This window comes from Dysgonomonas massiliensis, assembly GCF_900240225.1.
Taxonomy (GTDB): domain Bacteria; phylum Bacteroidota; class Bacteroidia; order Bacteroidales; family Dysgonomonadaceae; genus Dysgonomonas; species Dysgonomonas massiliensis.
In genome coordinates, this window is record NZ_OEPV01000003.1 from 209,469 (window position 1) to 235,026 (window position 25,558).

A 25,558-nucleotide genomic window follows, 5' to 3' on the forward strand; every position below is an offset into this window, starting at 1 on the left:
CAATACATATACTTAGTGTTACTAATCTTATAATATCACATAAATGAAAAAGACCCTACTAATTATTGTATGCTCATTTGTTGTATGCTACAGTCTGAAAGCGAATCCAATAATCGGACTATTGGAACGGATCGATAAAGGAGCTTCCTCTAAATTTGAAATAGAAATAAAGGAAAACAAAACTGATATCGATTACTTCGAGTTAGATCAGAAGGATGAAAAAGTTGTAGTCAGAGGCAATTCATACGTAAGCATTGCTACTGGTATCAATTGGTACCTGAAATATCATGCCAATATACATCTTTCATGGAATGGAATGTCTGCAAAGCTGCCTGATACACTTCCTCCTGTAACAAGCAAAGAACGGCACGAAACGACTCAACAGTTACGATATTATCTCAACTACTGTACCTTTTCTTACTCAATGGCTTTTTGGGATTGGGATAGATGGGAAAAAGAAATAGACTGGATGGCCCTGCACGGGATCAATCTCTCTTTAGCAATTACTGGAACTGAAACGGTATGGCACAATTTATTAAGCAAACTCAATTACACAAAGGAAGAAATCAACTCTTTTATTGCAGGATCAGGATTTCTTGCTTGGTGGCATATGAATAACTTAGAGGGATGGGGAGGGCCTAATCCTGACAATTGGTATAAACAACAAGAAGCATTACAAAAGAACATTCTGTCAAGAATGTCTGAATATGGTATAGAACCTGTGTTGCCTGGGTATGCAGGTATGGTTCCACACAATATCAATGAGAAACTAGACATCAATATATCCGGAACCGGAGATTGGTGTGGATTTCCTCGACCAGCCTTTATCCAACCAACGGAACCCTATTTCAACAAAATATCGGATATGTATTATCAGGAATTGGAGCATCTTTACGGCAAAGCAAAATATTACGCAGTCGATCCTTTTCACGAAGGTGGCAGTACGGAAGGTGTTGATTTGCCATTAGCTATAAGAACAATGCATAGCGCAATCAAGAGAGCAAATCCCGAAGCTATTTGGGTAGCACAAGCATGGCAAACTAATCCTCGCCAAGAGATGATAGACATTATAGAAAAAGGAGATTTACTCGTTCTTGATCTTTTCAGCGAAAGTCGTCCCATGTGGGGGATGGAGTGGTCATCATGGTATCGTCCAGATGGATATGGAGATCAGGATTGGATATTTTGTATGCTACTCAATTTCGGTGGAAGAACTGGGATGCACGGTAAGATGGAATCGTTGATCAACTATTACTACGAAGCTGTAAAAAGTAAAAAAGGTGTGAACCTGCGAGGTGTTGGCGCCACAATGGAAGCCATAGAAAACAACCCAGTAATGTTCGAATTATTATATGAATTGCCCTGGAGAAAAGAAAAAATTTCATACAAAGAATGGCTCGATAATTATACTATTGCCAGATACGGAAAAAAGGATAAAACAATTCAAGAAGCATGGGAAATATTATCAAAAACAGTCTACAACTGCCCTCCCCAATCTACACAAGAAGGCACGACAGAAAGCGTTTTTGCCGCAACTCCAAAACTTGATATAACAAATGTTTCATGCTGTTCAAAAACCGAACCATTCTATAATACCGACTCTGTCAGATTAGCTGCTAAAAAAATGCTATCAGTAGCCGAAATATACAAAGGCAATAATAATTTTGAGTATGATTTGATAGATATTGTACGGCAGACAATAGCCAACAAAGCCTACTACCTTCAGAAAGATATAACTGAAGCTTACAGAGCTAAAGACAAGCAAAAATTCGATTTATTAAGCCAACAATTTTTAAATCTAATGCTTGCGCAAGACACTTTACTAAACACTCGTCCCGAATTTATGCTCGGCACGTGGATCAACCAAGCTAGAAAAATTGGACAAACTAAAGCTGAAAAAGATTTATACGAATGGAATGCCCGTACGCAAATCACGGTATGGGGCAATAGAACGAGTGAATATATGCTCGGAAACTATGCTTACAAAGAGTGGGCGGGTATATTGAAAGATGTATATTACCCTAGATGGAAAACATTCTTCGATCAGCTGTGTGCAGACTTGAATGGCGAAAAAACAAATCAAATAGATTTCTTCGCGATGGATGAAGCTTGGACTAATAAGAAAAATGCTTACACCTCTACCCCATCAGACTCGGCAGTAAATACTGCTAAGCAGATTTACAATAAATATGTAAAAAACACTTATTAATAAATAGCAATAACAAAGGGGGATATAATATTATATCCCCCTTTGTTATTTACAAATCTTTTAGTTTCATCCCACTAGTATATCATTGTATTCCGGATGACGCTTTACATAGCTAACTGTATATGGACATACCGGTTTAATTTTTATACCATTCTCTTTCGCATAGTCCAACAAAGTTTTTGTTAATGCTCCTGCAATACCTCTTCCCTCGAGATGAGGTGGAACAAATGTATGAACAACTGCCCAATGATCGCCACGATCGCGATACTCGACAACAGCCATATGAGTGTCGATCTTCACTTCGAATCGATGCTCAAGTTCGTTATAAATTACCTGATAATCCATAGTCGTTATAATTTATTATTTACCAATAGTAAAATTTACGGGAATATAAATAGGTGATGTCACTGGATAATTCCCTACCATAAATGTCGGTTTTATTTTAACCGATATATTTGATTGCTTACTTCCAATACCTGCTATATTCTTTATAGCATTCAACATCGTATCCTTATTTTCTCCTTGCATAAAAGTAGCCAAGTCAAATCCTATGCTTAATGGCAACATCTGAGTCTCGCCTGAAGCAATGCTCAAAGCATTATTAACTATACCAGTTGTCAGTTCAACATTATCAACACTTATTACATATTGCAATCCGCTCAACGCTGCTTCTGTTGCATTCGGATTGTTTACGTTCATATTTACAGTAAAATTAACCGGAATTGACGATTTGTTTCCTCCCGTCAACAAATTAGTCAGAGACAGAATAGATGCGGCATTGAATCCATTAGAGAAATTTGCACCACCAACAGATAGGCCAGAGATAGACTTATAGGTATATTTACAGTTCACCATGTTATACGCGCTACCTATTCCTTGTCGCGCCGAGTCACAGCTAACCATAGTCACCAATACTATCAATAAAACTGATATTTTTCGAATCATAAAATTTTAGAATTAGTTTGTAATCTTATTTAACAATTATCATTGTAGCTCCATATCCATACTCTCTGAAAGAAGCATCTTGATAGTGAGCCGTTTTATATTTATTTTTCAACTCTTTCAATAATTCTTTTTTCAGCACTCCGTCGCCCTTCCCATGAATGAACACGATACGATTTCCTCTCTTTGCGGTATTCATCACTTCTCTGAATTTATCCATCTGATACTCCAGGATATCTGCAGATGACATACCCGTTGTATCATCAAGCAACTGATCAATATGAAGATCAACTTCAGTTATCGCATTTTTCTGAGCACCATTTTTAGCAGGCTGAATTCGAGGACGGCGTTCGATTTCTTTCTTCTCCTTCATAGCCAATTCGATATCTTCAGCCGAAACTTTCAATTCGCGACCAGCCAGATCTTTCTTCACTAGCAAGTACACTAAAGCATTTTCGTCGAAATAATCATTTTCTTGAAAGCTATGCAATTTATAAAATTTCACCGTATCTATGCGCAAATCTATCGAATAAGAATTTTTCAAATCAAAAGCTTTCCCTTGCTTGTATGCTATAAATTGCAAACATACACGCTCTAGGTCATTCAGATCAACTTTTTCAAATTCTTCGATAAAAAGCTTTGTATTTGGCTCTATCACTCCAGCATGACGACAAGTCCAACCCTCTTCGCTTTTGCTCGAATACGAATATGACAAATAATAGTTACTGTCGTTTATCAAATAAGATTCGAAACCGGTTGTCGACATATTCCGAGGATCAATCGGTAAAAAAGCTAACGCAACATTTAAAAGTTCTCCTTCTTTAGTTTCTTCTGGAATATACACCTCTTCTCGGCGAGATGGCTCGTAAGCAGCTAAAATCTCATTTACTATCTTCTCTTGTTGAGGTTGTTGACGTACTTGAGCATCATTATTTGGCGCAATCACAACACATTCGCGAATCAGAATCGGGATATCAAATCCATCTTCATCTTCTACAATTGCGATATCTTTACCCTGAAAACCTTTAACAACACCTCCTCCTACAGAATTCAGGAAGCGAACTTTATCTCCTATTTTCATATAATTATATTATATTCTATCTTAACTTTTTACTTTTATTCTCTTTCTACCGAAGCGTATATTTGTCATCATTATCGTGCCGAAGATAATAGCTACACCCAACCATTGCAAAGCGTCGACATCTTCATGAAGCACAAAAAATGAGCTACATACCGCAACTGGCAATTCAGCTGCACTGAGTATTGTACCCAAAGCTATTCCTGTACGAGGCACTCCGTAAGAAAAGAATGCCGGTGGAATGACAGTACCTAATAAGGCCAATATCAATCCCCATTTATACAATCCATCAATCAGCATTCCATCCCAAAAGAATGTAGGTCGGAAAATAATAAAGGTCAAAATGCATGAACCGGTTATCATTAATGCACTTTTCTTGAATACTGGCAGATCAGTACCTACACGTCCGCTAGCTAGCAAGAATATAGCATAGCATAATGCCGCTAACATGCCATATACAATACCGACTGGATCGACATCAAGCGATTCTTTAAACAGACCTCCGGCAAATACTGTACCTAAGAGGACGAAAGCCGCCCCTATCAACTGAATCTTTACTGGTCGTTTTCGATAAATGATATAATCCAATATAATACTTATCCAAAGATATTGCATCAATAGAATTATTGCTATCGATGCCGGAATAAGTGTTACGCACTTGTAATAAAACACCCCAACCAGACCGGTAAATGTTCCTGCAAACATTACTTTCCAATATGCAGTTTTAGGCTTAGAGTTTTCTTCAGATTGCTCCGAATCAAGATCTTTCTTCTTCACTGAAATTGTACGCGACTGGATAAAATATAATATCCAAAGGATAGTCATTCCGAAGAATGATTGCGAGCTTGTTATGTGTCCTACATCATAACCCTCTCCGTACGCATTTTTTACAATTGTGGACAATAATCCGAAGCTCGCAGCCCCAAGAAATACGATTATCCCACCTTTCAGTTTCTCGTTCATTATTTTTTTATTCTCAAATTGAGACTGCAAAGATACTCTTTTTAGATCTTTATTACGAAAAAAGCAAGATTTAGTACATATAACACTCGAAAGAATAGAAAAATAAAAAGGGATACTAATAACCCTATCCAAATGCTGATTCAATAACGCTTTCCGAAATATTAATATATAATCACAAGAAGGAATTTAATACTAAATTAACCACCAAACAGCATGATTTATGAGCAAATTGTTTCTATATCAGGCTTATTATTCGTATTTTTGCAAGACAAAACACCATTAACATAAATAATGACTATTATGAAAGAAAAAATTGGAGCAAACGCAGGCCTTGTATGGAAATGCCTTGATGCAGAAGGCAAAAAAACTCTAAAAGAGTTGAAGAAAGCATGTAAATTAACAGAGAAAGACTTATTTGCAGCGCTAGGATGGCTAGCACGAGAAGGTAAAATTGCATTTAATCAACTAAAAGACGATACTGAAGTAACACTACTTTAATCTTCGTTGTATAAGTGTGAATTAATCGAAAAAAATTCAAGCTCAAACTAAAAAGATAGTTTGAGCTTTTTTACAGCTCTTTTTCAAACATTTGAGGTCAATATTTTTTTACTAATTTTCGTGATGCGATATTCGTAAATATTCTACCTTTGCGTGTTGAAAATAATAACAATTTAGCATGGACTTTTTAAGTATCTTTTTAGAACCCTCAGCTTGGTTAGCACTACTAACCCTTACATTTCTGGAAGTTGTTCTTGGAGTTGACAACATTGTCTTCTTATCTATCATGTCATCTAAACTTCCTGCTCATGAACAGCCTAAAGCTAGGAGTATTGGTTTGATATTAGCAATGATATTCCGTATCGCATTGCTATTCTGCATATCATTCTTAATGCAACTAACGAAACCGATTTACACATTCGACAGTGAGCATCTGGACATTGCTATTACTGGGCAAAGCTTAATCATCCTGATCGGTGGTTTATTTTTACTTTATAAAAGTGTTACCGAAATACACCATAAACTGGAAGGAGCAGATCATTCGGAAAGCAGTAAAAAAGCAAAAAGCAGCTTCGTTGCTGTTATAGTCCAAATTGTAGCTCTAGACATTGTATTCTCATTGGATAGTGTTCTTACTGCCGTGGGAATGGTAAGTATGAATGAGTTTGGATATGCAGGAGCAATGACAATCATGGTTAGTGCTGTTGTTATAGCTGTCACAGTAATGTTATTGTTTGCGGGTCCTGTCAGCAAATTCGTCAACGAGCACCCAACTATACAAATGCTTGGACTATCATTCCTTATGTTAATCGGAGTTATGCTACTTGTTGAAGCAGCACATCTATCAAATATTTCGATACTGGGAAGCGTAGTAGGAGAAATACCAAAAGGATATATCTATTTCGCTATAGCATTCTCACTACTTGTGGAGTTCTTAAACATGAAACTTCGCAAAAAATCTTCACCAGTCAAATTCCATGATAATGAATTAATAGAGAACGACAAGAAATAGTAGTTTACCTAAGAAAATATTAGAACTCGAATTCGCAGTTATATATAGCCTTATTACCTGCTGCATCTATAACTGTAAATTCGAGTTTATGTTTCCCCTTCCCTATTCTATCCTTATCGAAATAGTAAGTATATATTGGCGATTTCATATCATGTTCGAATAGAGCATATTCGTCATCTATAGTTCCATTATATGAAGCTATTCCGCTGAGATTATCTGTAGCTTTTATTTGAATTTTCTTGTTTGTTCTCCACTTATCTTTATTGATCGGAATAACAAGTGGCGATTCTGTATCTGTAGTTACTGCGTAAACATTCCCCAGCCTATTTATTTCGACCGAAACAAATCCACCGGCATATTTACCACCAACCCAAACAGGTCTTTTACCATCGATTGATATTATCCCATACTGATCTTTATTAGACAAGGTATCAGAAGTCAATTTAAGCTTCATACGTGCATTTTTTTTCAACGAAATATACCGATCGTTCACTTTATAGATTTTAGAGTTATATTCACTCGAATTTACCTTCTCCAGAGAAAAACACAAGTCATCATATAAAGCATTAGGAGGTATTATTAAAGTAAAGTCAGAATTTATATAGTAATTATTCTGTTCAGATGTCATATATAGAGCACAGCTACGATGTTCGGGGATTTCCTGTCGCTTGCCAATTAATTCGAAAGAATAGGAACTTTTATTACCATGCACATCTTCCAAATCGTAACGCATAAGATAAACTTTCTCTTCATTGACATCTACATATCCATCATTCTTTAATTGAAAAAGATCTAAAAGATTCCCCTTCTCCACAAATGACTTCATATAAAATATCTTTTTTCTGTACCAATAATCATAATCGGTCAAACTATTAATCATTTTTGAAGTGGCAAAATCAATAGACTCAACATTGAATGAAAATATTTCTTCATTATCACAAAATAGCTTGATGGATTTTACTCCATAAATATTATTGGTATTGTCCATATAATCGTTCGCATAGATTCCAAAACCCACTTTACCCCAAGCATAAAGCTTCTTATCTAATGCTGAATATCCTCCACTTTTATCAATCGAGACATTTTGCCTGAATACCGATGAAGATCCGTTCAAAACTCCATCACCCTGAATAGGATAAATACTAATACCTCGAACTCGAGGTGGTTTTGTATCTTTGATATTATCTTTATAAAAAGGAATCACGTCCAATGCCTTTTGAGTTCTACTGTCTCTGATCTCGAAATGGACATGAGGCCCTCCGGATGATCCAGTATTCCCACTATAAGCTACTAGATCACCTTTCTTAACAGGAAATACAGTTTCATCCAATCGTATATCAATTCTGTATTGTTTCTGTTCGTATTGCTTTTGCTTAATATAATCTGTTATCTGAGGAATAAATTTATTCAAATGTCCGTAAACACTTTCATGACCTGTGGCCGGATGCATTATATATAATGCTAATCCATAACCTCCAGGTGATATAGATATACGCGATATATAGCCATCTGCTATACTATATACTGGTTTGTTTATTACCCCTTGCGTTTTAAAATCTATCCCCGAGTGAAAGTGATTAGGACGAAGCTCTCCAAAATTTGCACTCAATACGGTAGGTATATCCAAAGGAGAACGATAAACTTCTTGTGCAATAACAGCAAATGGTAGTAGTAAAAACACTAGTTCAAAAAAAATCTTCTTTTTCATCATTTTTTATTTACCCAACAAAAGTATGACTTTTGATGCTGAAATGCAATAAGTTCGCTTGTATTTGAGTGTGGGAGCCAAGTTCAACAAAAAGAAAAAAACGAAGAAAAATGAAAAATTTTTCATGAAACATTTGCAGGTATTAAAAAATTGCATACCTTTGCATCCGCAATCAGGAAACAAAACGACTTCCGAGTCGAGACGAAAGTCTAAAATGTTTCAACTGAATGGCCCATTCGTCTATCGGTTAGGACGCCAGATTTTCATTCTGGAAAGAGGGGTTCGACTCCCCTATGGGCTACTAAAGAAAAAGATTTTAGAAAATATAAAACAGATTAGTCAAAATGGCAAATCACAAATCAGCAATAAAAAGAGTAAGACAAGCAGACGCAAAACGTCTAAGAAACAGATATGTTGCTAAAACTACTCGTAACGCAGTTCGTAAATTACGTTCAATCACAGAAAAAGAAGAAGCAACTAAGCTTTATCCTTCTGTATGTTCTATGCTTGATAGACTAGCAAAAAGAAACGTAATACACAAGAACAAAGCTGGCAACTTGAAATCAAAGCTTGCAGCTCACGTAAATTCTCTATAAGAATTAAACGAATCAAAATACAGAGGATCGATTTGTAATCGATCCTTTTCTTCATATATAAATAGACTGTAAACAAGCATCAAAAGAAGAATACAAACAGGACATAAAAAATCTACCCCATAATACAACACACTTAAACTGAGACATAAGTAACCAGCACAAACATTTCGCACAAATAAATACCGCTTCTTCGCTAAACTCTCTCACCCAAGCTTAATCATACGAAACAATCAGAAGAACAATACACACACCCAGAGTACATAAAGAACACATATACCAATATAATTATACTTACCTACCTACACCTACTCATCATCACTTTCTAAATTATTTATCATTACACGCAATAAGATTAAAAGATCTATTAAAGGTGAATATCGAAGAGCAAATAGAGCGTCTTCAATTGGCAATTATCAACCTCTTCTAAAAATCCAAACTTAATATTTTTAAGACTCTAATATCTACCGCATACCACACCCATATACAGCCCGTAATTAGACATATTTGCAATGTGATTTCTCTACAACTAAATAAAAGGACAATCTAATACACCCGTAAACGCATAGGCCATAAGAAGAGAATAAAACACACAAACCTTAAAAAAGCCTAGCAAACATAGGACAAAATATACTTAGCTTCAATATAAGCTAAACTAAGAATAAAAATTATAATAAAAAAAGGTCATCCATATCGGATGACCTTTTTTATTATAGATAACTTATCAGAATTATTATTCCATGATAAAGATAGCTACACGGTTCCATGCATTGTTGTTAGAGTATGGTTGAACTGAATCACCTTTCCACTCAACTTGTACACGGTTGCTATCAATGCTATATTTGTTGATCAACGCATTCGCTACGTTTTTAGCACGTTTTTCAGACAATTTTTCGTTGTATGCTGGAGTACCAGTTTTCTTATCAGCATATCCTACAACTTTAACTTTAGCGTTAGGATTGTCTTGTAAGAATTTAGCAGCATTGTAAACATTGATTTCTTGAGCTCTATCGATGTTAGCACTGTTGATACGGAAAACAACGAAGTTGTTAGGACCTGCAACACCAACTGGAACTTCTTTAGTTATAACTTTAACTTCTTGTTCTGGGCAATTAACTGGACGTTTTGCAAGTTCAGCATTTTCAGCACGTAGTCTGTTAATTTCACCATTTAAGCCATCGATTAGGTCTTGATCAAGAAGAATTGCTTCAGTAAATTCTGTTTTACCAAGTTTATAAACTACACTAGCAGAAACACCTGCCATACCATCAGCACTGTATTTTCCTCCGATTTTCTTATCAAATCTATCTTGCAATAATGCACCAGAAAGTTCAATATCCAGATTCAATCTATTAGATAGACGGAAGCTATTGATGATACCAAAGTTAATTGTCGCAGATTTGCCATTCTTGCTACCTGTCATAAGAGTGACACCTTCTGGGTTTTGGAAATTAGCACTATGTCTCCATCCAAAAGCGAAACCAATACCTGCATAAGGGATAAAGTTATAAACTCGTTTTGAGTTATATTTCAAGAAAGTATTAGTAACGTTCCACATCAAATCTACGTGTCCGTTAACCATGTTCATTCTGTGCATAACATCTGCATCTGAGTTTACAGAAGAGAAAGTATGAAGACGTCCACCGTCTAATTTTCCACGGATACCCCAAAGTGGGCTATTCCATTTTCCAACCTGAATAGTTGGCATAAAGTTCACACGTGAATGAGTAGCTGCATCAGCATCATTGTCACCAAAATACATATTTGCAGAAGCACCAGCTCCAATGAACCAGTTATCCCAAAATCCGTTCTTAACGAATGTTGTCTTACGACCTGCATTTACGCTTGTTCCTGCTTCTTGAGCAAAAGCTGTCGTAAGAGCCGCAAAAGCTAAAATTAAAAGTAAACTTACCTTTTTCATAACCATAATCATTATTTAATTTAAAAAATATTTATCTAATTTGTATAATTATAAAGTTTTATTAACTCCTATACCATTCATATAATCTACATATACCGGTTTGTATGTCTATTGCCGATTTCCAACCAAGCTTGTTTAATAGTGTTACATCTGTCAGTTTCCGCATAGTTCCATCAGGCTTTTCGCTATTAAACCAAATATCGCCTCCAAAATTAACAATATTTTTTATAATATCAGCAACATTTGCTATAGAGATTTCATTTCCTGTACCAATATTTATGTGAGTATTCCTTACCTCTTCAGTTCCGGAACCACCAATTACATCCTGAAAATCAACGTTTTCCATCACAAAAACAGAAGCATCTGCCATCTCTTCACTCCAAAGAAACTCTCTCATAGGCTTACCCGTTCCCCAAAGTTCTACTCGAACTTTCTCACTTGCCGTATCCTTCTGTACGCCATACTTTGCTAAGATACGCAAAATTTCGTTCACGGAACAACTTCCCGATATTTTTTCTATCGGTCGATCATTCAAATCTTTACATATAGCATCCCAATCATCTTTTTCCAGACAACTACCCAAATATATCTTACGTAACATAGCTGGCAAGACATGAGAAGTCTCTAAGTTAAAATTATCATTAGGACCATAAAGATTTGTAGGCATTACTGAGATAAAATTTGTGCCATATTGAAGATTATAACTTTCACACATTTTTATTCCGGCGATCTTCGCTATCGCATATGGTTCATTTGTATATTCTAAAGGAGATGTCAGTAAAGAGTCCTCTGACATTGGTTGAGGTGCTTCTTTTGGATATATGCATGTGCTTCCTAAAAAGATTAACTTTTTCACACCATTAACATATGAGTGATGGATCACATTATTCTGAATCATCAAATTCTCATATATAAATTGACCACGATATACATTGTTTGCCAGAATACCTCCTACTTTGGCAGCAGCCAAAAAGACATATTCCGGTTTTTCCGTTGAGAAGAATTGGGCAACTGCAGCTTGGTCTGTTAGATCTAATTCAGCATGACTTCTTAGAATAAAATTATTATATCCTTTATCCTTCAAGTTTTTTAATATCGCAGAACCAACTAATCCGTTATGTCCTGCTATATATATTTTCGAATTATAATCCATCTTACGAAATGTCTGTGAAAAGTTATTCAAAATAATTCAAGATCCGATATCCGCCATTCTTCAAATATTCTTCTTTCTTCATCAATTCAAGATCACAAACAACCATTTCTTGACAAAGTCTCTGCAAATCATATTCCGGTTCCCATCCCAAGACCCGTCTGGCTTTTGAACTATCACCTATCAATAATTCGACTTCAGTTGGACGGTAATAAGCTGGATCTACTCCAACCACCACCTCACCTATACGTTTTTTTATTGCATCAAGATGCTCAGCACCTACAACCTTCGAGAATATCGAATCTTCAATACCAATTATAAAGCCTTTTTCTTCTTCTTGCTCTCCTTTAAAAGCAACAAATATTCCAGCTTCAGCAAATGCCATTTTGATAAATTCTCGAATAGAAGTAGTAACCCCTGTTGCAATTACATAATCGTCTCCTTTATCTTGCTGAAGGATTAAATGCATTGCTTTTATATAATCTTTGGCATGTCCCCAGTCTCTTTGACTGGAAAGATTACCCATATAAACTGTATCTTGTAAGCCTAACGCTATTTTAGCAACTGCACGTGTCGCTTTTCGAGTGACAAAAGTTTCGCCACGCAAAGGGGACTCATGGTTGAATAAGATCCCATTACTAGCATGCATTCCATAAGCTTCACGATAGTTCACTGTTATCCAATAGGCATATAATTTCGCAACAGCGTAAGGACTCCTTGGATAGAAAGGTGTAGTCTCTTTCTGAGGAACTTCTTGAACCATACCATACAATTCTGATGTAGATGCCTGATAGATTCGAGTCTTTTTCGTTAGATCTAACAAACGAACAGCTTCTAGGATACGTAACATACCAATACCATCAGCATTTGCAACATATTCTGGCGTATCGAAACTGACTTTAACATGGCTCATTGCAGCCAGGTTGTATATTTCATCAGGCTTTACATCGCCAATAATACGCGTAATATTCATACTATCGGTCATGTCACCATAATGCAATATCATTCTACGATCTTCTTCATGAGGATCTTGATATATATGGTCTATTCTATCTGTATTGAAAAGAGATGTACGACGTTTTATTCCGTGTACTATGTAGCCTTGCTTAATTAGATATTCTGCTAAATAAGCTCCATCTTGACCAGTAATACCTGTTATTAGAGCAGTTTTTTTCATATAAATACATTTACATAAAACAGAACAAGCTACAAATATAGCTTTTTTTTATTCACAGACATCTAGGTATCATCATCATTCTTCCGTCAAGCATATCTTTTTATCAGATTACGATGTGTATTATTTACAAATCAATATTAGCCAACTGACTGAATCGCTTCATTACTCTAAACTCCGAATCAAGAAGAAAATAAGTAGGTGTAGCAGATATTCCATAATTCAAAAAGTTGATTCCGGCGAAACCTTTATAATCGCATAAAGCATCTTTCCATGGTATATCTTTTACAGCATTACTATATGCCTCTCTATCATGATCGGCTGACACCGACACAATACGAATATTCTTTTCCTTTAATTGGGCATAGGCATCTCTAAGCTTTTTCAACTCAGCCCTACAATTATTACAATCTGATTCAAAAAAGAAAACCAAAGTTTGTCCATTGTGTTTTTTATTCGATAATCCATCTAAGTTCGGAGCTAAAGCACCTTTCACCAATTTAGCCATTTGGAAAGCATCATACAAAGTTCCCTGAGGATATTTTATCCTTCCAGACTCAACTATTGAAGGAACAATCAGGTCGAAAGCTTCTTCCCAACTATATTGATTCAATATCGTAACTAAATTCTCACTAAGGCCTATATATACTTTTTCAGATTTTACCCTATTCAATATTGAGATCATAGCCTTTGCAAAAGACTCCTGATCTGGATAAAGCTGGGTAAGTCCATCAATTACATAAAACCATAGACCACTTGAGTATAAATCATCTGCATTTAATTTCTCTTCTGCATAATTTCGCACTTTATAGCGATCACCTAACCCCATACTCTGTCCAGATAAAACAGATCGCAAAGACTGAAAATAAGATGACAATTCAAAAAACCGATTAGCATATAATGAGGTATCACTCAATAGGCTTATATCTTTCTTATTAAAAGCATCGTTCTCTCGCGAATTCTCAAATTCGGGCATAGTGTTCCCTAATTTAACTTTGAAATCTTCACTATTAATAATAAGTATCTGCATTGGACGATCTTTAACGCAAAAAAAGGCTAAGCCTTTATATCCTTTATTTTCTTCTGGTAATTTTATAGTAATACCACCTGCCTCATCCAGACTACCGGATGCTATTGTATCCATTTCTAAGCCATAACATAGCGAAAAGAAATATTCTTCTCCAGCAGCTTCAGATTGTTCAATATTTATAGTTTGTGCTTTTAAACTAATATTAAGAATAAATATAAGGGCAAGGAGCACCAATATTTTAAGTTGATTCATAAGCTAAAATATTTACTTTATAATAAAGGCGAAAATAAACGGACAAAAGATTCTTTCAACTTATCTCTTTTCGACCTATTTACCCAACTTTCGGCATCTAAAAGCGTACTCATCTGTAAATCTTTTTCGAATATACTATTCGCCTTATGGGCTGTATCTTCACAATAGATGAATGCGTTAATTTCAAAGTTATGCTCAAAACTACGCACGTCCATATTTGCAGAACCTGTTATTGTTAAGGAATTATCTATAATCAACATCTTCGAATGCAAGAATCCTGGTTCGAACATATAAATGCTTACACCTGCATCCAGCATATCTTGCAAGAATGATCTTGTAGCGACATTTACGAAAGTGGTATCTGACTTCCGAGGAATCATAAGTCTTACATCTACCCCTCGTTTGGCTGCCGATTGTAAAGCCGTATTTAGATTATCCGTAGGGATAAAATAAGGAGTCTGCACATAAACATATTCTTTAGCATTATATATTGCATGAATTATGCCCATATGAATACTTTTATATTGACCAATTGGACCACTTGTCGCAAATTGTATCATATTATCTCCTACTTTTTCTAATTCAGGGTAATAGATATCATCAGTCAGCATTTCTTTTCGTGCATAATGCCAGTCAATAATAAACGAAGTCTGCAATCCCGCTACAGCTTTACCTTCCACTTTTATATGACTATCGCGCCAGATACCAAAATCAACACCTTTAACATAACGATCGGCAACATTCATACCCCCTACAAATCCGACCTTACCATCAACGACTACTATCTTGCGATGATTTCTATAATTTACACGATAGGTAAGTGAGCGGAATGCAACTTTTAGAAAGGCCTGTACTTCTATACCTTCGTCTGCCATTTCCTTAAAAAACGACCGCTTTGCTTTCCAGCTTCCCACATCATCATACAGCAGTCGGACTTTTACCCCTTCTTTGCATTTACGAACCAGCAAATCTCGCAGCCTACATCCAGTTTCATCGTCCATAAACACATAATACTGAACGTGAATAGAGCTTGTAGCTTTTTCAATTTCTTCGCACAGTGCATCCATTTTGCTCTTTCCATCCGAGTAAAACGTAACTTTCGAATCAGTATACACTTGAGAATTGTCCAGATTCTGCAGTAAATGCGCTAATGCTTCATGTTCTTGCGGGAAAAGCGTATATTGGCTTGTATCTTGTTGTTGAAATACTTCAGGATTTAGCTTTCTGAACATTCTATGAGATATGATACGCTGTTTTCGCCCATCTTCTCCAAAGAAATAATAAATAACAAGTCCAATAAGAGGGAAAAAAAGTAAAACCAGAACCCATGACAACGTTTTCACGGGATTCCGATTCTCTGTTATTATCAGCACGATAACACCAAACGCTGTAACAATATACAACATCTGGAATAACAGAATCACATTATCTGATGATAGCCAGTCTAACATCTAATATCTTTATTTTCCTTTTGCTTTAATCGGCAATTTACTACTTTTTTCTCAAACTAATAAATAATGTATCATTTTCTAACTATATGTTATACCGTACAAACTATCAGGCAAACAGAAAACCATTGCCACAGATTCGTAGATAAAAGAAATATTCGTAAATTGCGCAACATTTATAAACATAATATGAACCGCAGTATCTGTCACATCCTATTACTACTAATATTACTCCTCTCTGGATGTAATCCTTACGGTAGTAGCGATGCCAATAAAAAGCTCCTTCAAGGCAAATGGCGGCTAATTCATCAAAACTATATACATCCTGATTCTTCAAAAGTCAATATTCTGCAAGACACTGTATTTATTACATTCAAAAAAGACAGTATATTTGAACTAATTAATAGCGACTATAAACAGCCTTATAATTATAAGATTAAGAAGTTTCAAATTGATTGGTTTGTTGAAAATACTTTTGTAACAAAATCGAGGATAGTAAAGCTAAGCCAAGACACTCTGAAAATGGAAACTCTCAACGATTTCAGAATATTCGTTAAAGAATAATACAGAATAAATAAAAAAGGCTTCTCTTTCGAGAAGCCTTTTTTATTATTATAATCTGATTTTATTCAGCATCAGTATCTACAATTTTCCAAACTACAGCAGCCAAAGCAGCTCCAATGAATGGGCCTACAATGAATAACCACAATTGTTGAAGAGCAACCATGCTACCATTAACAGCTTCGAATAGAGCTGGACCAACGCTACGAGCTGGGTTAACAGATGTACCTGTCAATGGAATACATACGATATGCACTAAGACAAGCGTTAAACCTATAGCTAAACCTGCAAAATTACCTGCTCCATTTTTAGAAGTTGTACCTAATACAACCAACACGAAAACAAAAGTAAAGATAATCTCAGCCAGCAAACCACCCATCGTACTTACTCCCGGCTGAAGTCCATTTGCACCTGTCGTTGTTGCAAAATATCCACTCTGAGCGATATAAGAAGCAGATCCAGCATCAATAGATGAAACAATAGCGTAAAGAATTGCAGAACCTAAGATAGCTCCCAATACTTGGAATAACATATACATTCCTGCATCTTTACCAGACATTCTTTTTGAAAGAAAAACTCCTAATGTAATTGCCGGATTGATATGGCATCCCGAAACTTTTCCTACTGTATATGCCATAGCAACTACAGAAAGTCCAAAACCAAATGCCACTGTCAACACTTGAGCGGTTGAACCTACCCCGAAGTTAAAAATAGCGCTACCACAACCCATTAGTACAAGAACCATAGTTCCTACTAATTCCGCTAAATACTTTTTCATAATTCTATTTCTTAAATGTTTAGTTTTCTTGTATTTCGGTATAGATAAAATACAATCTATCGTCTAACAATCGAAATACTTTCTTGCTTGTTGTTAAATTATATTTAATGATAACAAGGTAAAGATAAATATTTTTTTTACATCTTTTCGACTTTTCATGTAAATCCGCTATTAAAGTATAGTTACGGCTTCACTCCATTATCGTATAAAATCCTTACTTTTGTAAGAAAAACAGCAATATAGTGATTTCTATAGAAGGATTAACAGTCGAATTTGGAGGTTTCACCCTCTATGACAACGTTTCATTTGTCATCAATAAAAAAGAGCGCTTGGCTCTGGTCGGAAAAAATGGTGCAGGTAAATCTACTATGCTCAAGATTCTGGCTGGTATGCAAGAAGCCTCAAACGGGCACATCTCGATACCCAAAGATGTTAGTATAGGCTACCTCCCTCAACATATGGTTTTGAATGATATAAATTCAGTTTTTGATGAAGCTGCTCTTGCATTCGAACATATCCACAAAATGGAAGCCGAACTGAATAGAGTAAACCAACAATTAGCCGAAAGAACTGATTACGAATCGGATGAATATCATGCTCTGATTGAGCGATCTGTATACTTAAACGATCAGTTCCTAATGTCGGGAGGGACAAACTTTCAGGCCGAAGTCGAAAAAACACTCTTTGGATTAGGTTTCAAGCGCAGTGACCTTGAAAGACCTACAAAAGAATTCAGTGGGGGATGGCGTATGCGAATAGAGTTAGCAAAACTCCTGCTACAACGCCCGGATGTACTACTTCTTGACGAGCCGACCAATCACTTAGATATAGAGTCAATACAATGGCTCGAAAATTTCCTTGCTACACGTGCTAATGCTGTCGTATTAGTATCTCACGACCGTGCCTTCTTGGATGCTGTTACTACACGTACAATCGAAATATCCTTAGGAAAAATCTACGATTATAAAGTTCCTTATTCAAGATATGTTGAGCTGAGAAAAGAATATCGCGAACAACAATTAAGAGCATATGAAAATCAGCAAAAAGAGATTCAGAAGACAGAGGAATTCATAGAGCGATTCAGATATAAAGCAACTAAGGCTGTACAAGTTCAATCTCGAATCAAGCATTTGGATCGTATTGACCGTATAGAAGTAGACGAGGAGGATTCGGCAATGTTGAATCTTAAATTTCCGCCTGCGCCCCGTTCGGGTTCCTACCCAGTCATCATCGAAAATCTGAAAAAAGCTTATGGCGATCATATCGTTTTTTCGGATGTAACAATGACGATAAACCGTGGCGATAAGGTTGCTTTCGTTGGAAAAAATGGAGAAGGTAAATCTACGCTGGTTAAATGTATTATGAATGTCATAACAGATTATACGGGAAAACTAGAATTAGGGCATAATGTAAAAATCGGTTATTCGGCACAAAACCAAGCACAACTACTTGACGATAATCTTACGGTATTCGACACAATAGACCAGATTGCCGTAGGCGATATACGTACCAAGATCAGAGATATACTGGGTGCTTTTATGTTCGGAGGAGAAGCTTCGGACAAGAAAGTAAAAGTGCTTTCAGGAGGAGAACGCAATCGTCTGTCGATGATTCGTCTACTTCTTGAGCCGGTCAACCTACTTATTCTGGATGAGCCTACAAACCACCTCGATATGAGATCGAAAGATGTCCTGAAAGGTGCATTGAAAGATTTTGATGGAACTGTTATAGTTGTTTCGCACGACCGTGACTTTTTGAATGGCCTGGTCGACAAAGTTTATGAATTTGGGAATGGTCAGGTTAAAGAGCATCTTGGAGGTATCTATGAATTTCTTGAAAAGAAAAAGATGGATAGCCTAAAAGAACTCGAAGCTGCAACACCTATTTCTAAAGAAAAAAATGTAACTTCGTCACAGACTGAGACTAAGACCGAAAACAATCTTACTTACGAAGAGCGAAAAGAAATCAATAGACAAATAAAACGCTTCGAGAAACAGATCGCAGAAAAAGAAGAGTTCATTGAGCTCAAAGAAAGTGAAATCGAACAACTCGAACAGAAAATGATTACTCCCGAAGGAGCTTCGGATAGTAGTTTATTCGAAAAACATGCTGCACTCAAGAAGGAGCTTGACGAGGCCATGACCCAATGGGAGAATTTGACTCTTGAACTAGAACAACTTTCAACAAATATATAGTGTATGAAAAAGATTTATTACTACGTACCGGTTGCATTATTCGCATTAGGTACAACTTTGAGCTGTAGTGACAAGGCTAAGAAACCTAGCCAAACACTAGCCATGAGCAATATTGATTCATCGTTTGTCATTGGCGACGATTTTTACGGTTATGCAACTAACGGATGGTCTAAAGCAAACCCGATAAAAGATGAGTATGCTCGTTATGGCTCATTTGATCAATTGGCAGAGCAAAATGACATTCAAGTAAAAGGAATTATCGAAGAACTAGGTCAGGGAACCCATGAAGCTGGTTCGAATGCGCAGAAAATTGGAGATTTATATAAAATAGCAATCGACAGTGTGAAACTGAATAGCGATGGAGCTTTACCAATTAAAGATCAGTTAGATAAAATTGCAGGAGTAACCGATAGAAGTGAAATGATCAAGATGATTGCGGAAGTGAATAAATATGCTTCTACTCCATTCTTTAGTTTATATGTAGGTGCCGATGACAAAAACAGTACAATCAACATTCTGCACCTCAACCAAGGAGGTCTTAGCCTTGGTAATCGCGAGTACTATCTGAATGAAGACGAACACTCGAAAGAGCTACGTAAAGGCTATGTAGAATTGATGAACAAACAATTTGCAAATGCCGGATATTCAGCAGAAGATGCAGATAAGGCTGCACAAGCTGTCATCAAGATGGAAACTGAACTAGCCAAATCACATTTTACAAAAGAAGATCGCAGAAAGCCAGAGCTAAATTACAACAAAGTCGCAGTAAATGACCTTGACAGCAAGGTGGCGAAATTCGAATGGGATGCATTCTTCAACGCTGCTGATCTAAAAGGATTTGATGATTTGAATGTAAGCCAGGTCACACCTATTGCTGCTGCGGTTAATTTAATTAACACTGCTTCACTTGACGATATCAAAGCATATCTGTCATGGAAAGTAATCAACTCTGCATCACCTTACTTGAGCGACACATTCTCTGATGCAAACTTCGAATTTTTCGGCAAACAATTATCAGGACGTAAAGCTCAGCAACCTCGTTGGAAAAGAGCTGTCAATGCTGTTAACGGCGTTCTTAGCGAAGCTGTCGGAGAAATCTATGTATCCAAATACTTCCCTGCCGAGTCTAAAGAACGTATGCTGACTCTTGTAAAAAATCTTCAAAACACTTTTGGAGAGCGTATTAACAACTTGACTTGGATGAGTGATGAAACTAAAGCTAAAGCTCAAGAGAAATTGAATGCATTCACTGTAAAAATCGGCTATCCTGACAAATGGAAGGACTACAGCTCGCTTGAAATCAAAGGAGACAGCTATTGGGCAAATATTGTTCGTGCTTCATTATTCGAATACAATGATAATGTCTCAAGACTAGGCAAACCTGTTGACAAGACCGAATGGCATATGCCACCTCAGATGGTAAACGCTTATTACAGCCCAAGTTCGAACGAAATATGCTTCCCTGCAGGAATCCTTCAGCCTCCATTCTTCTATGCTGATGGCGACGATGCTATCAACTACGGAGCAATAGGTGTTGTCATTGGCCACGAAATGACTCACGGATTTGACGATCAAGGTTCGAAATTTGATAAAGATGGAAACCAACAGGATTGGTGGACTCCTTCTGATACTACAAAATTCAAAGAACGCACTCAAGTATTGGTTGAACATTTCAATAACATAGAAGTATTACCAGGACTAAAAGCAAATGGGGAATACACTCTAGGTGAAAATATTGCTGACTACGGAGGTTTACAAATTTCTTACGATGCTTTCACTAAAACTCAAGAGGCAGAAAAAGCAGTCAAAATAGACGGCTATACCCCTCAACAACGTTTCTTCCTTGCCTATGCAGCAGTTTGGGCTGGCAATATTCGCGAAGCAGAGATTCGCCGTCGCACAAAAGACGATGTACACTCATTAGGTAAATGGCGCGTAAACGGAACATTGCCTCACATCAATGCATGGTATCAAGCATTTGGTATTACTCCTGAAAACTCTCTGTTCATTCCTCAAGAAGAAAGAGCAGACATCTGGTAATTCCAATTTACAGTATAGATAAAGAAAGGGATAAACTATCGAAGTTTATCCCTTTTATTTTTATCATATAATAATCTATTACCAGTCAGTGCTACTAGTTTTCTCGATAACAGAAATGTCTTCGACAATCTTATTTTTAATGATAGTTACTTGTTCTAAAGCCATTTTAGAAGTCTTCTTGTTAGGCTTATTCAACATATCTTTCATAATCGACTTATTACCATCGATATAGACATCCAATACTTCGATCAAGAATCTGAATCTTTCATCTTTCGTATCAAAAGTTATTAGTACGTCACATTTACCATGCGTCTTTTTCACAACCATCTGAGTAAACTCGAAAGGAAAAGATGCTTTAATGATCAATCGCTGTCTTTCAGTATCTTCCATCTGAATCGTCTTAGCCATAGCTTTGAACTGATTGTTATACCACACATTCAGATCGGAGAAAATATAATCTGCCGTTTGACCGTTTACCTCAACTACGCCCTGATAAGTAGGGAAATCGTTCGAGGTCATTTTGAGCTGAGCATTAATCAGCGTACTGAAGCTCATAAATACAATAAGGGCAATAATAATTTTTTTCATAATGTTGTTTTGGTTAAAGTGACTTACAGCAGACGACTTCTATTTGTGCTAATCATATTTTAAAACAATACATAGTTTGGCTAAAGAATGTATAGCTGTAAGGTATGTAAATGTTTGAATTAAAAAATAAGCACGGAATCCTAGTATATAGGATATAATCCGTGCTTTTATATTGTTCTGATTACTGTGCTTTGCGAGACATTGATGCTTTAGGTGCAGCTTTCGATGCAGCTGATGCTTTAGGAGCAGCTGCCTTCTTCGGAGCAGCAGCTTTAGCAACTTTCTTCGGAGCTTCTTCTGCTATTGCAGCTTCTTCACCTTCTTCTGCTTTTTCTTCAGCTTCGAAATCGATATTAGCATCAATCAACAAGTTATACCAGCTGATCAATTTCTTGATATCTGTTGGGTATACTCGTTCGCGATCGAATGTAGGAAGTACTTCTTCCAAGTATTTTTTCAAATCTTCTGGTTTGTTTCCAGCGATTACTACTTTAGCTCCATTTTCTTTGTTCTTGATTGATACAAGTACATCTTTCAATGGCGCTTCGTCTTCTTCAGTGTATATTGAAATATCGCCCAACGATACTACTTTATCGCGAGCATAGATAGGTAATTTCTTTTTATCGGTTAAGGATTCTACGATAAGCATGTTTTTTCCGCTAGAAACTAGCTGATATAGACCCGGTTTTCCGGAAACAGACAAAATCTTTTTTAGCATAATATTGTTTTAGTTTAAAATTAAACTTTTATTTCAGGGGGTAAAAATAGTACTAAACAATCGAATAATAAACGAATTAGCCGAGAAAATTGTCTAGGCACCTATTAATTAGTTGATATACAATAGTGTTAATCTAGTTAAAATATCTTAGTATAATGATGGCAATACGGACGACCAGCCTTTTTATCATAATATTGCTGATGATAATCTTCTGCTTTCCAGAACTTAGAAGCAGGTTTCAGCATAGTAGCAACCTTGTAACCTTTAGATTCTAATATAGCTATATATTTTTCGGCGATAGCTTTCTCCGAGTCGTCACTATAAAATAGGCAAGATAAATATTGAGGGCCTATATCAGGACCTTGTCCATCAGTCTGAGTAAAATCGTGAGTTTCGAAAAATAGCTTTACCATATCTTCGTATGTAGTCTTTGTCGTGTCATACTCAACTTCCGTTGTTTCAAGGTGTCCCGTATCTTTTCCACATACTTGTTGATAAGTCGGATTCTCTACGTGACCACCCATAAATCCAACGGCTGTATGCTTGACGCCATTGGCTTTCATGAAATAAAATTCGGTGCCCCAAAAACATCCCGAAGCGAAATAAGCTTTCTTGATATTTGCATTGACCTCTGGAATAAACTTCATCGATATTGAATTTACGCAATGACGTGTATTCTTTTCTGTGAAGCCCTCGCCTAGAAACACATGCCCCAGATGTCCTCCACAATTGGCACAAACTATTTCAGTACGTTGTCCATCCACATCCGGAATACGTTTCACAGCACCTTCTATCTCGTCATCGAAAGAAGGCCATCCACATTGCGAGTCGAATTTATCCTCCGATCGATACAGCGGTGCATCGCATTGTTTACATACATATGTCCCTGAACGTTTATTATTCAACAATTCGCCAGTATAAGGATATTCTGTTCCTTTGTGTACAATTACCGCTTCTTCTTCGGGCGTAAGTTCGTTATATTTCATATTATCTTTATTTTTTGTTGTTTGAGAAAAACCGCATGAAACAAAAAAAGTGACAAATGTAACAAAAGTTAGCACTATTCTCAGTTTTTCAATTATTGTATTCATTGTCTTCAATTTGAGTATAAATATAGCTAAAGGGTTTAAAACAACGCTATCAAAATAGATTGTTAACAAGTTTAATTTATCTAATTTTGTTGCCATTTATATTTTAAATAACTTTCCTATTCTTTTCATCAATATAGATAAATTAAAACAAATCAGATATGGATTATGTTCTCATTTTGGCTATTTCAGCCATTATAATACTTGCTATTGCCGTTATTCTCGTACTTCAAAAAAACAGTAAACAACAAATCGGCGAATTGAAAGACAATATAAAAACGCTCAATAAAGACAAAGAAAATCTTCAACGAGTACAACTTGAACATATTCGCCAAATTGCAGAAAAGGAAGCTCAGATAAAATCAAAAGAAGAATTATTGAAGTCGCAACAAGAAGAACTCTTAAACACGCGCCAGCAACTGAATAAAGACTTTCAGGTTTTAGCGAATCAAATATTGGAAGAGAAAACATCGCGTTTTACAGTCACTAATCGCGAAAATATAGAAGCAATACTAAAACCTCTTAACGAAAAGCTTATCGAATTCAAATCAAAGGTGGAAGAAACCTACGATAAAGAATCCAAACAACGCTTTTCTTTAGAAGAACGCATCCGCGAATTGGTCGCGCTCAATAATCAAATCAGCAATGATGCCAATAATCTGACGAAAGCACTGAAAGGCAACAATAAAATTCAAGGCAATTGGGGGGAGATGATTCTTGAATCGATCCTTGAGAAATCCGGACTAAAAAAAGGAGAAGAATATTTTGTCCAGGAAACTCTGAAAGACGAACACGGCAATACTCTCCAGAATAACGAAGGTAGCCGAATGCAACCCGACATCATAGTTGAATATCCGGGAGGGCGTAAAATTGTGATCGACTCGAAAGTTTCACTGAATGCTTACATTAAATACGTAGAATCGGAAGATGATGCTGAAAAAGCTATCGCCGAAAAAGAACATTTAATATCAATCAAGCAGCATATAGACGAATTAAGTCGTAAATCATACCAAGATTATATCGATTCACTAGATTTCGTTATGATGTTTGTACCTAACGAGCCTGCCTACATTTTGGCCATGCAACTAGATTCATCGCTTTGGGATTATGCGTATCGTAAACGGATATTGTTAATTAGTCCAACCAATCTTATTGCCTCGCTAAAAGTTGTTGCCGATTTGTGGAAACGCGAGTATCAAAGTCGTAATGCACAAGAGATAGCTAATAGAGGTGCTATGCTATATGATAAATTTGTCGGATTTGTAGAAAGCTTGCAGGATGTAGGTAAAAGTATTGAAAAGTCGCAAAGATCATACGACAAAGCATTTTCTCAGCTCAAAGATGGTAATGGTAACCTTATACGTCAAGCAGAGATGTTAAAAGAACTAGGTATAAAATCTCAAAAACAACTACCTAATAGCGACATTTAATTAAAAAAAGTTAACTAAGCGAAGTTTTTCAGCAAACATGTTGCATAACATAAAAAAACACCCTACATTTGTAATGTGTTTTTCATGGTATTAGATTTAAGGTTAACAATGAAGATTGGTTGTCGTGATGACAACCTTTTCTTTTTTACAGCAAACACCTAAATACAAAGCCCTTAAAAGAT

22 protein-coding genes and 1 tRNA gene are annotated in these 25,558 nt (G+C 36.3%); 9 read left to right on the top strand and 14 right to left on the bottom strand.

Going from position 1 to position 25,558, the window contains the following annotated elements; genetic code table 11:
- Positions 1-43: 43 nt before the first annotated feature.
- Positions 44-2,209, top strand: a complete 2,166-nt coding sequence (locus C1A06_RS04435) for an alpha-N-acetylglucosaminidase (protein ID WP_101689036.1) — start codon at positions 44-46, stop codon at positions 2,207-2,209.
- Between the two features lie 66 nt (positions 2,210-2,275).
- Here the strand turns inward: C1A06_RS04435 and C1A06_RS04440 are convergent, their stop codons facing one another.
- The 4 genes from C1A06_RS04440 to C1A06_RS04455 are packed head-to-tail and all read right to left on the bottom strand — an operon-like array spanning position 2,276 to position 5,192.
- Complete coding sequence (locus C1A06_RS04440) at positions 2,276-2,554, bottom strand: GNAT family N-acetyltransferase (protein WP_101689037.1); 279 nt, start codon at positions 2,552-2,554, stop codon at positions 2,276-2,278.
- Between the two features lie 15 nt (positions 2,555-2,569).
- The gene (locus tag C1A06_RS04445) at positions 2,570-3,154 is read right to left on the bottom strand and encodes a hypothetical protein (protein ID WP_101689038.1); all 585 of its coding nucleotides are present in this window, start codon (positions 3,152-3,154) and stop codon (positions 2,570-2,572) included.
- Positions 3,155-3,179: 25 nt separating this feature from the next.
- A complete protein-coding gene (locus C1A06_RS04450) occupies positions 3,180-4,232 on the bottom strand; it encodes a DUF2027 domain-containing protein (RefSeq protein ID WP_101689039.1) in 1,053 nt (350 codons plus the stop codon).
- A 21-nt stretch (positions 4,233-4,253) separates the two neighbouring features.
- A complete protein-coding gene (locus C1A06_RS04455) occupies positions 4,254-5,192 on the bottom strand; it encodes an EamA family transporter (protein WP_101689040.1) in 939 nt (312 codons plus the stop codon).
- A gap of 300 nt (positions 5,193-5,492) precedes the next feature.
- Between C1A06_RS04455 and C1A06_RS04460 the strand changes: the two genes are divergently transcribed.
- Both C1A06_RS04460 and C1A06_RS04465 read left to right on the top strand, forming a co-directional pair.
- A complete protein-coding gene (locus C1A06_RS04460; RefSeq protein ID WP_101689107.1) occupies positions 5,493-5,690 on the top strand; it encodes a winged helix-turn-helix domain-containing protein in 198 nt (65 codons plus the stop codon).
- A 178-nt stretch (positions 5,691-5,868) separates the two neighbouring features.
- A complete protein-coding gene (locus tag C1A06_RS04465; protein ID WP_101689041.1) occupies positions 5,869-6,702 on the top strand; it encodes a TerC family protein in 834 nt (277 codons plus the stop codon).
- A gap of 19 nt (positions 6,703-6,721) precedes the next feature.
- Here the strand turns inward: C1A06_RS04465 and C1A06_RS04470 are convergent, their stop codons facing one another.
- Positions 6,722-8,410 carry a M23 family metallopeptidase gene (locus tag C1A06_RS04470; RefSeq protein WP_101689108.1) on the bottom strand — a complete coding sequence of 563 codons (1,689 nt, stop codon included), beginning with the start codon at positions 8,408-8,410 and terminating at the stop codon, positions 6,722-6,724.
- A 229-nt stretch (positions 8,411-8,639) separates the two neighbouring features.
- Between C1A06_RS04470 and C1A06_RS04475 the strand changes: the two genes are divergently transcribed.
- A tRNA-Glu gene (locus tag C1A06_RS04475) sits at positions 8,640-8,711 on the top strand.
- Positions 8,712-8,754: 43 nt separating this feature from the next.
- The gene (gene rpsT, locus C1A06_RS04480; protein ID WP_101689042.1) at positions 8,755-9,006 is read left to right on the top strand and encodes a 30S ribosomal protein S20; all 252 of its coding nucleotides are present in this window, start codon (positions 8,755-8,757) and stop codon (positions 9,004-9,006) included.
- Positions 9,007-9,736: 730 nt separating this feature from the next.
- On the opposite strand, the gene C1A06_RS04485 is transcribed toward rpsT, so the two are convergent.
- The 5 genes from C1A06_RS04485 to cls all read right to left on the bottom strand — a co-directional run bounded on the left by C1A06_RS04485 (position 9,737) and on the right by cls (position 15,981).
- Positions 9,737-10,924 (bottom strand): OmpA family protein, encoded by a 1,188-nt coding sequence (locus C1A06_RS04485; RefSeq protein WP_101689109.1) that lies wholly within the window; start codon positions 10,922-10,924, stop codon positions 9,737-9,739.
- Positions 10,925-10,985: 61 nt separating this feature from the next.
- Entirely contained in the window at positions 10,986-12,077 is a 1,092-nt protein-coding gene (locus C1A06_RS04490; protein WP_101689043.1) for a GDP-L-fucose synthase family protein, read from the bottom strand.
- Between the two features lie 22 nt (positions 12,078-12,099).
- Entirely contained in the window at positions 12,100-13,251 is a 1,152-nt protein-coding gene (gene gmd / locus C1A06_RS04495; RefSeq protein ID WP_101689044.1) for a GDP-mannose 4,6-dehydratase, read from the bottom strand.
- 124 nt (positions 13,252-13,375) lie between these two features.
- Positions 13,376-14,530 carry a TlpA family protein disulfide reductase gene (locus C1A06_RS04500; protein WP_101689045.1) on the bottom strand — a complete coding sequence of 385 codons (1,155 nt, stop codon included), beginning with the start codon at positions 14,528-14,530 and terminating at the stop codon, positions 13,376-13,378.
- A gap of 17 nt (positions 14,531-14,547) precedes the next feature.
- The gene (gene cls / locus C1A06_RS04505; protein WP_101689046.1) at positions 14,548-15,981 is read right to left on the bottom strand and encodes a cardiolipin synthase; all 1,434 of its coding nucleotides are present in this window, start codon (positions 15,979-15,981) and stop codon (positions 14,548-14,550) included.
- Between the two features lie 186 nt (positions 15,982-16,167).
- On the opposite strand from cls, the gene C1A06_RS04510 reads away from it, so the two are divergent.
- On the top strand, positions 16,168-16,542 hold the full coding sequence (locus C1A06_RS04510; RefSeq protein ID WP_101689047.1) for a hypothetical protein: 375 nt from the start codon (positions 16,168-16,170) through the stop codon (positions 16,540-16,542).
- A gap of 61 nt (positions 16,543-16,603) precedes the next feature.
- Here the strand turns inward: C1A06_RS04510 and C1A06_RS04515 are convergent, their stop codons facing one another.
- Positions 16,604-17,317, bottom strand: coding sequence for an MIP/aquaporin family protein (locus tag C1A06_RS04515; protein WP_101689048.1), 714 nt, complete (start codon positions 17,315-17,317; stop codon positions 16,604-16,606).
- 242 nt (positions 17,318-17,559) lie between these two features.
- Here C1A06_RS04515 and C1A06_RS04520 point away from each other — a divergent pair, with 242 nt between their 5' ends.
- Positions 17,560-19,512: an ABC-F family ATP-binding cassette domain-containing protein gene (locus C1A06_RS04520; protein ID WP_101689049.1), complete on the top strand. Its 1,953-nt coding sequence runs from the start codon at positions 17,560-17,562 to the stop codon at positions 19,510-19,512.
- Between the two features lie 3 nt (positions 19,513-19,515).
- Complete coding sequence (locus C1A06_RS04525) at positions 19,516-21,552, top strand: M13 family metallopeptidase (RefSeq protein WP_101689050.1); 2,037 nt, start codon at positions 19,516-19,518, stop codon at positions 21,550-21,552.
- 78 nt (positions 21,553-21,630) lie between these two features.
- Here the strand turns inward: C1A06_RS04525 and C1A06_RS04530 are convergent, their stop codons facing one another.
- The 3 genes from C1A06_RS04530 to C1A06_RS04540 all read right to left on the bottom strand — a co-directional run bounded on the left by C1A06_RS04530 (position 21,631) and on the right by C1A06_RS04540 (position 23,844).
- The gene (locus tag C1A06_RS04530) at positions 21,631-22,140 is read right to left on the bottom strand and encodes a DUF4468 domain-containing protein (RefSeq protein ID WP_101689051.1); all 510 of its coding nucleotides are present in this window, start codon (positions 22,138-22,140) and stop codon (positions 21,631-21,633) included.
- A 181-nt stretch (positions 22,141-22,321) separates the two neighbouring features.
- Complete coding sequence (locus C1A06_RS04535; protein WP_101689052.1) at positions 22,322-22,858, bottom strand: DUF5606 family protein; 537 nt, start codon at positions 22,856-22,858, stop codon at positions 22,322-22,324.
- 137 nt (positions 22,859-22,995) lie between these two features.
- Complete coding sequence (locus C1A06_RS04540; RefSeq protein WP_101689110.1) at positions 22,996-23,844, bottom strand: bifunctional methionine sulfoxide reductase B/A protein; 849 nt, start codon at positions 23,842-23,844, stop codon at positions 22,996-22,998.
- Positions 23,845-24,107: 263 nt separating this feature from the next.
- Between C1A06_RS04540 and C1A06_RS04545 the strand changes: the two genes are divergently transcribed.
- A complete protein-coding gene (locus C1A06_RS04545; RefSeq protein WP_101689053.1) occupies positions 24,108-25,376 on the top strand; it encodes a DNA recombination protein RmuC in 1,269 nt (422 codons plus the stop codon).
- The last annotated feature ends 182 nt before the right edge of the window (positions 25,377-25,558 follow it).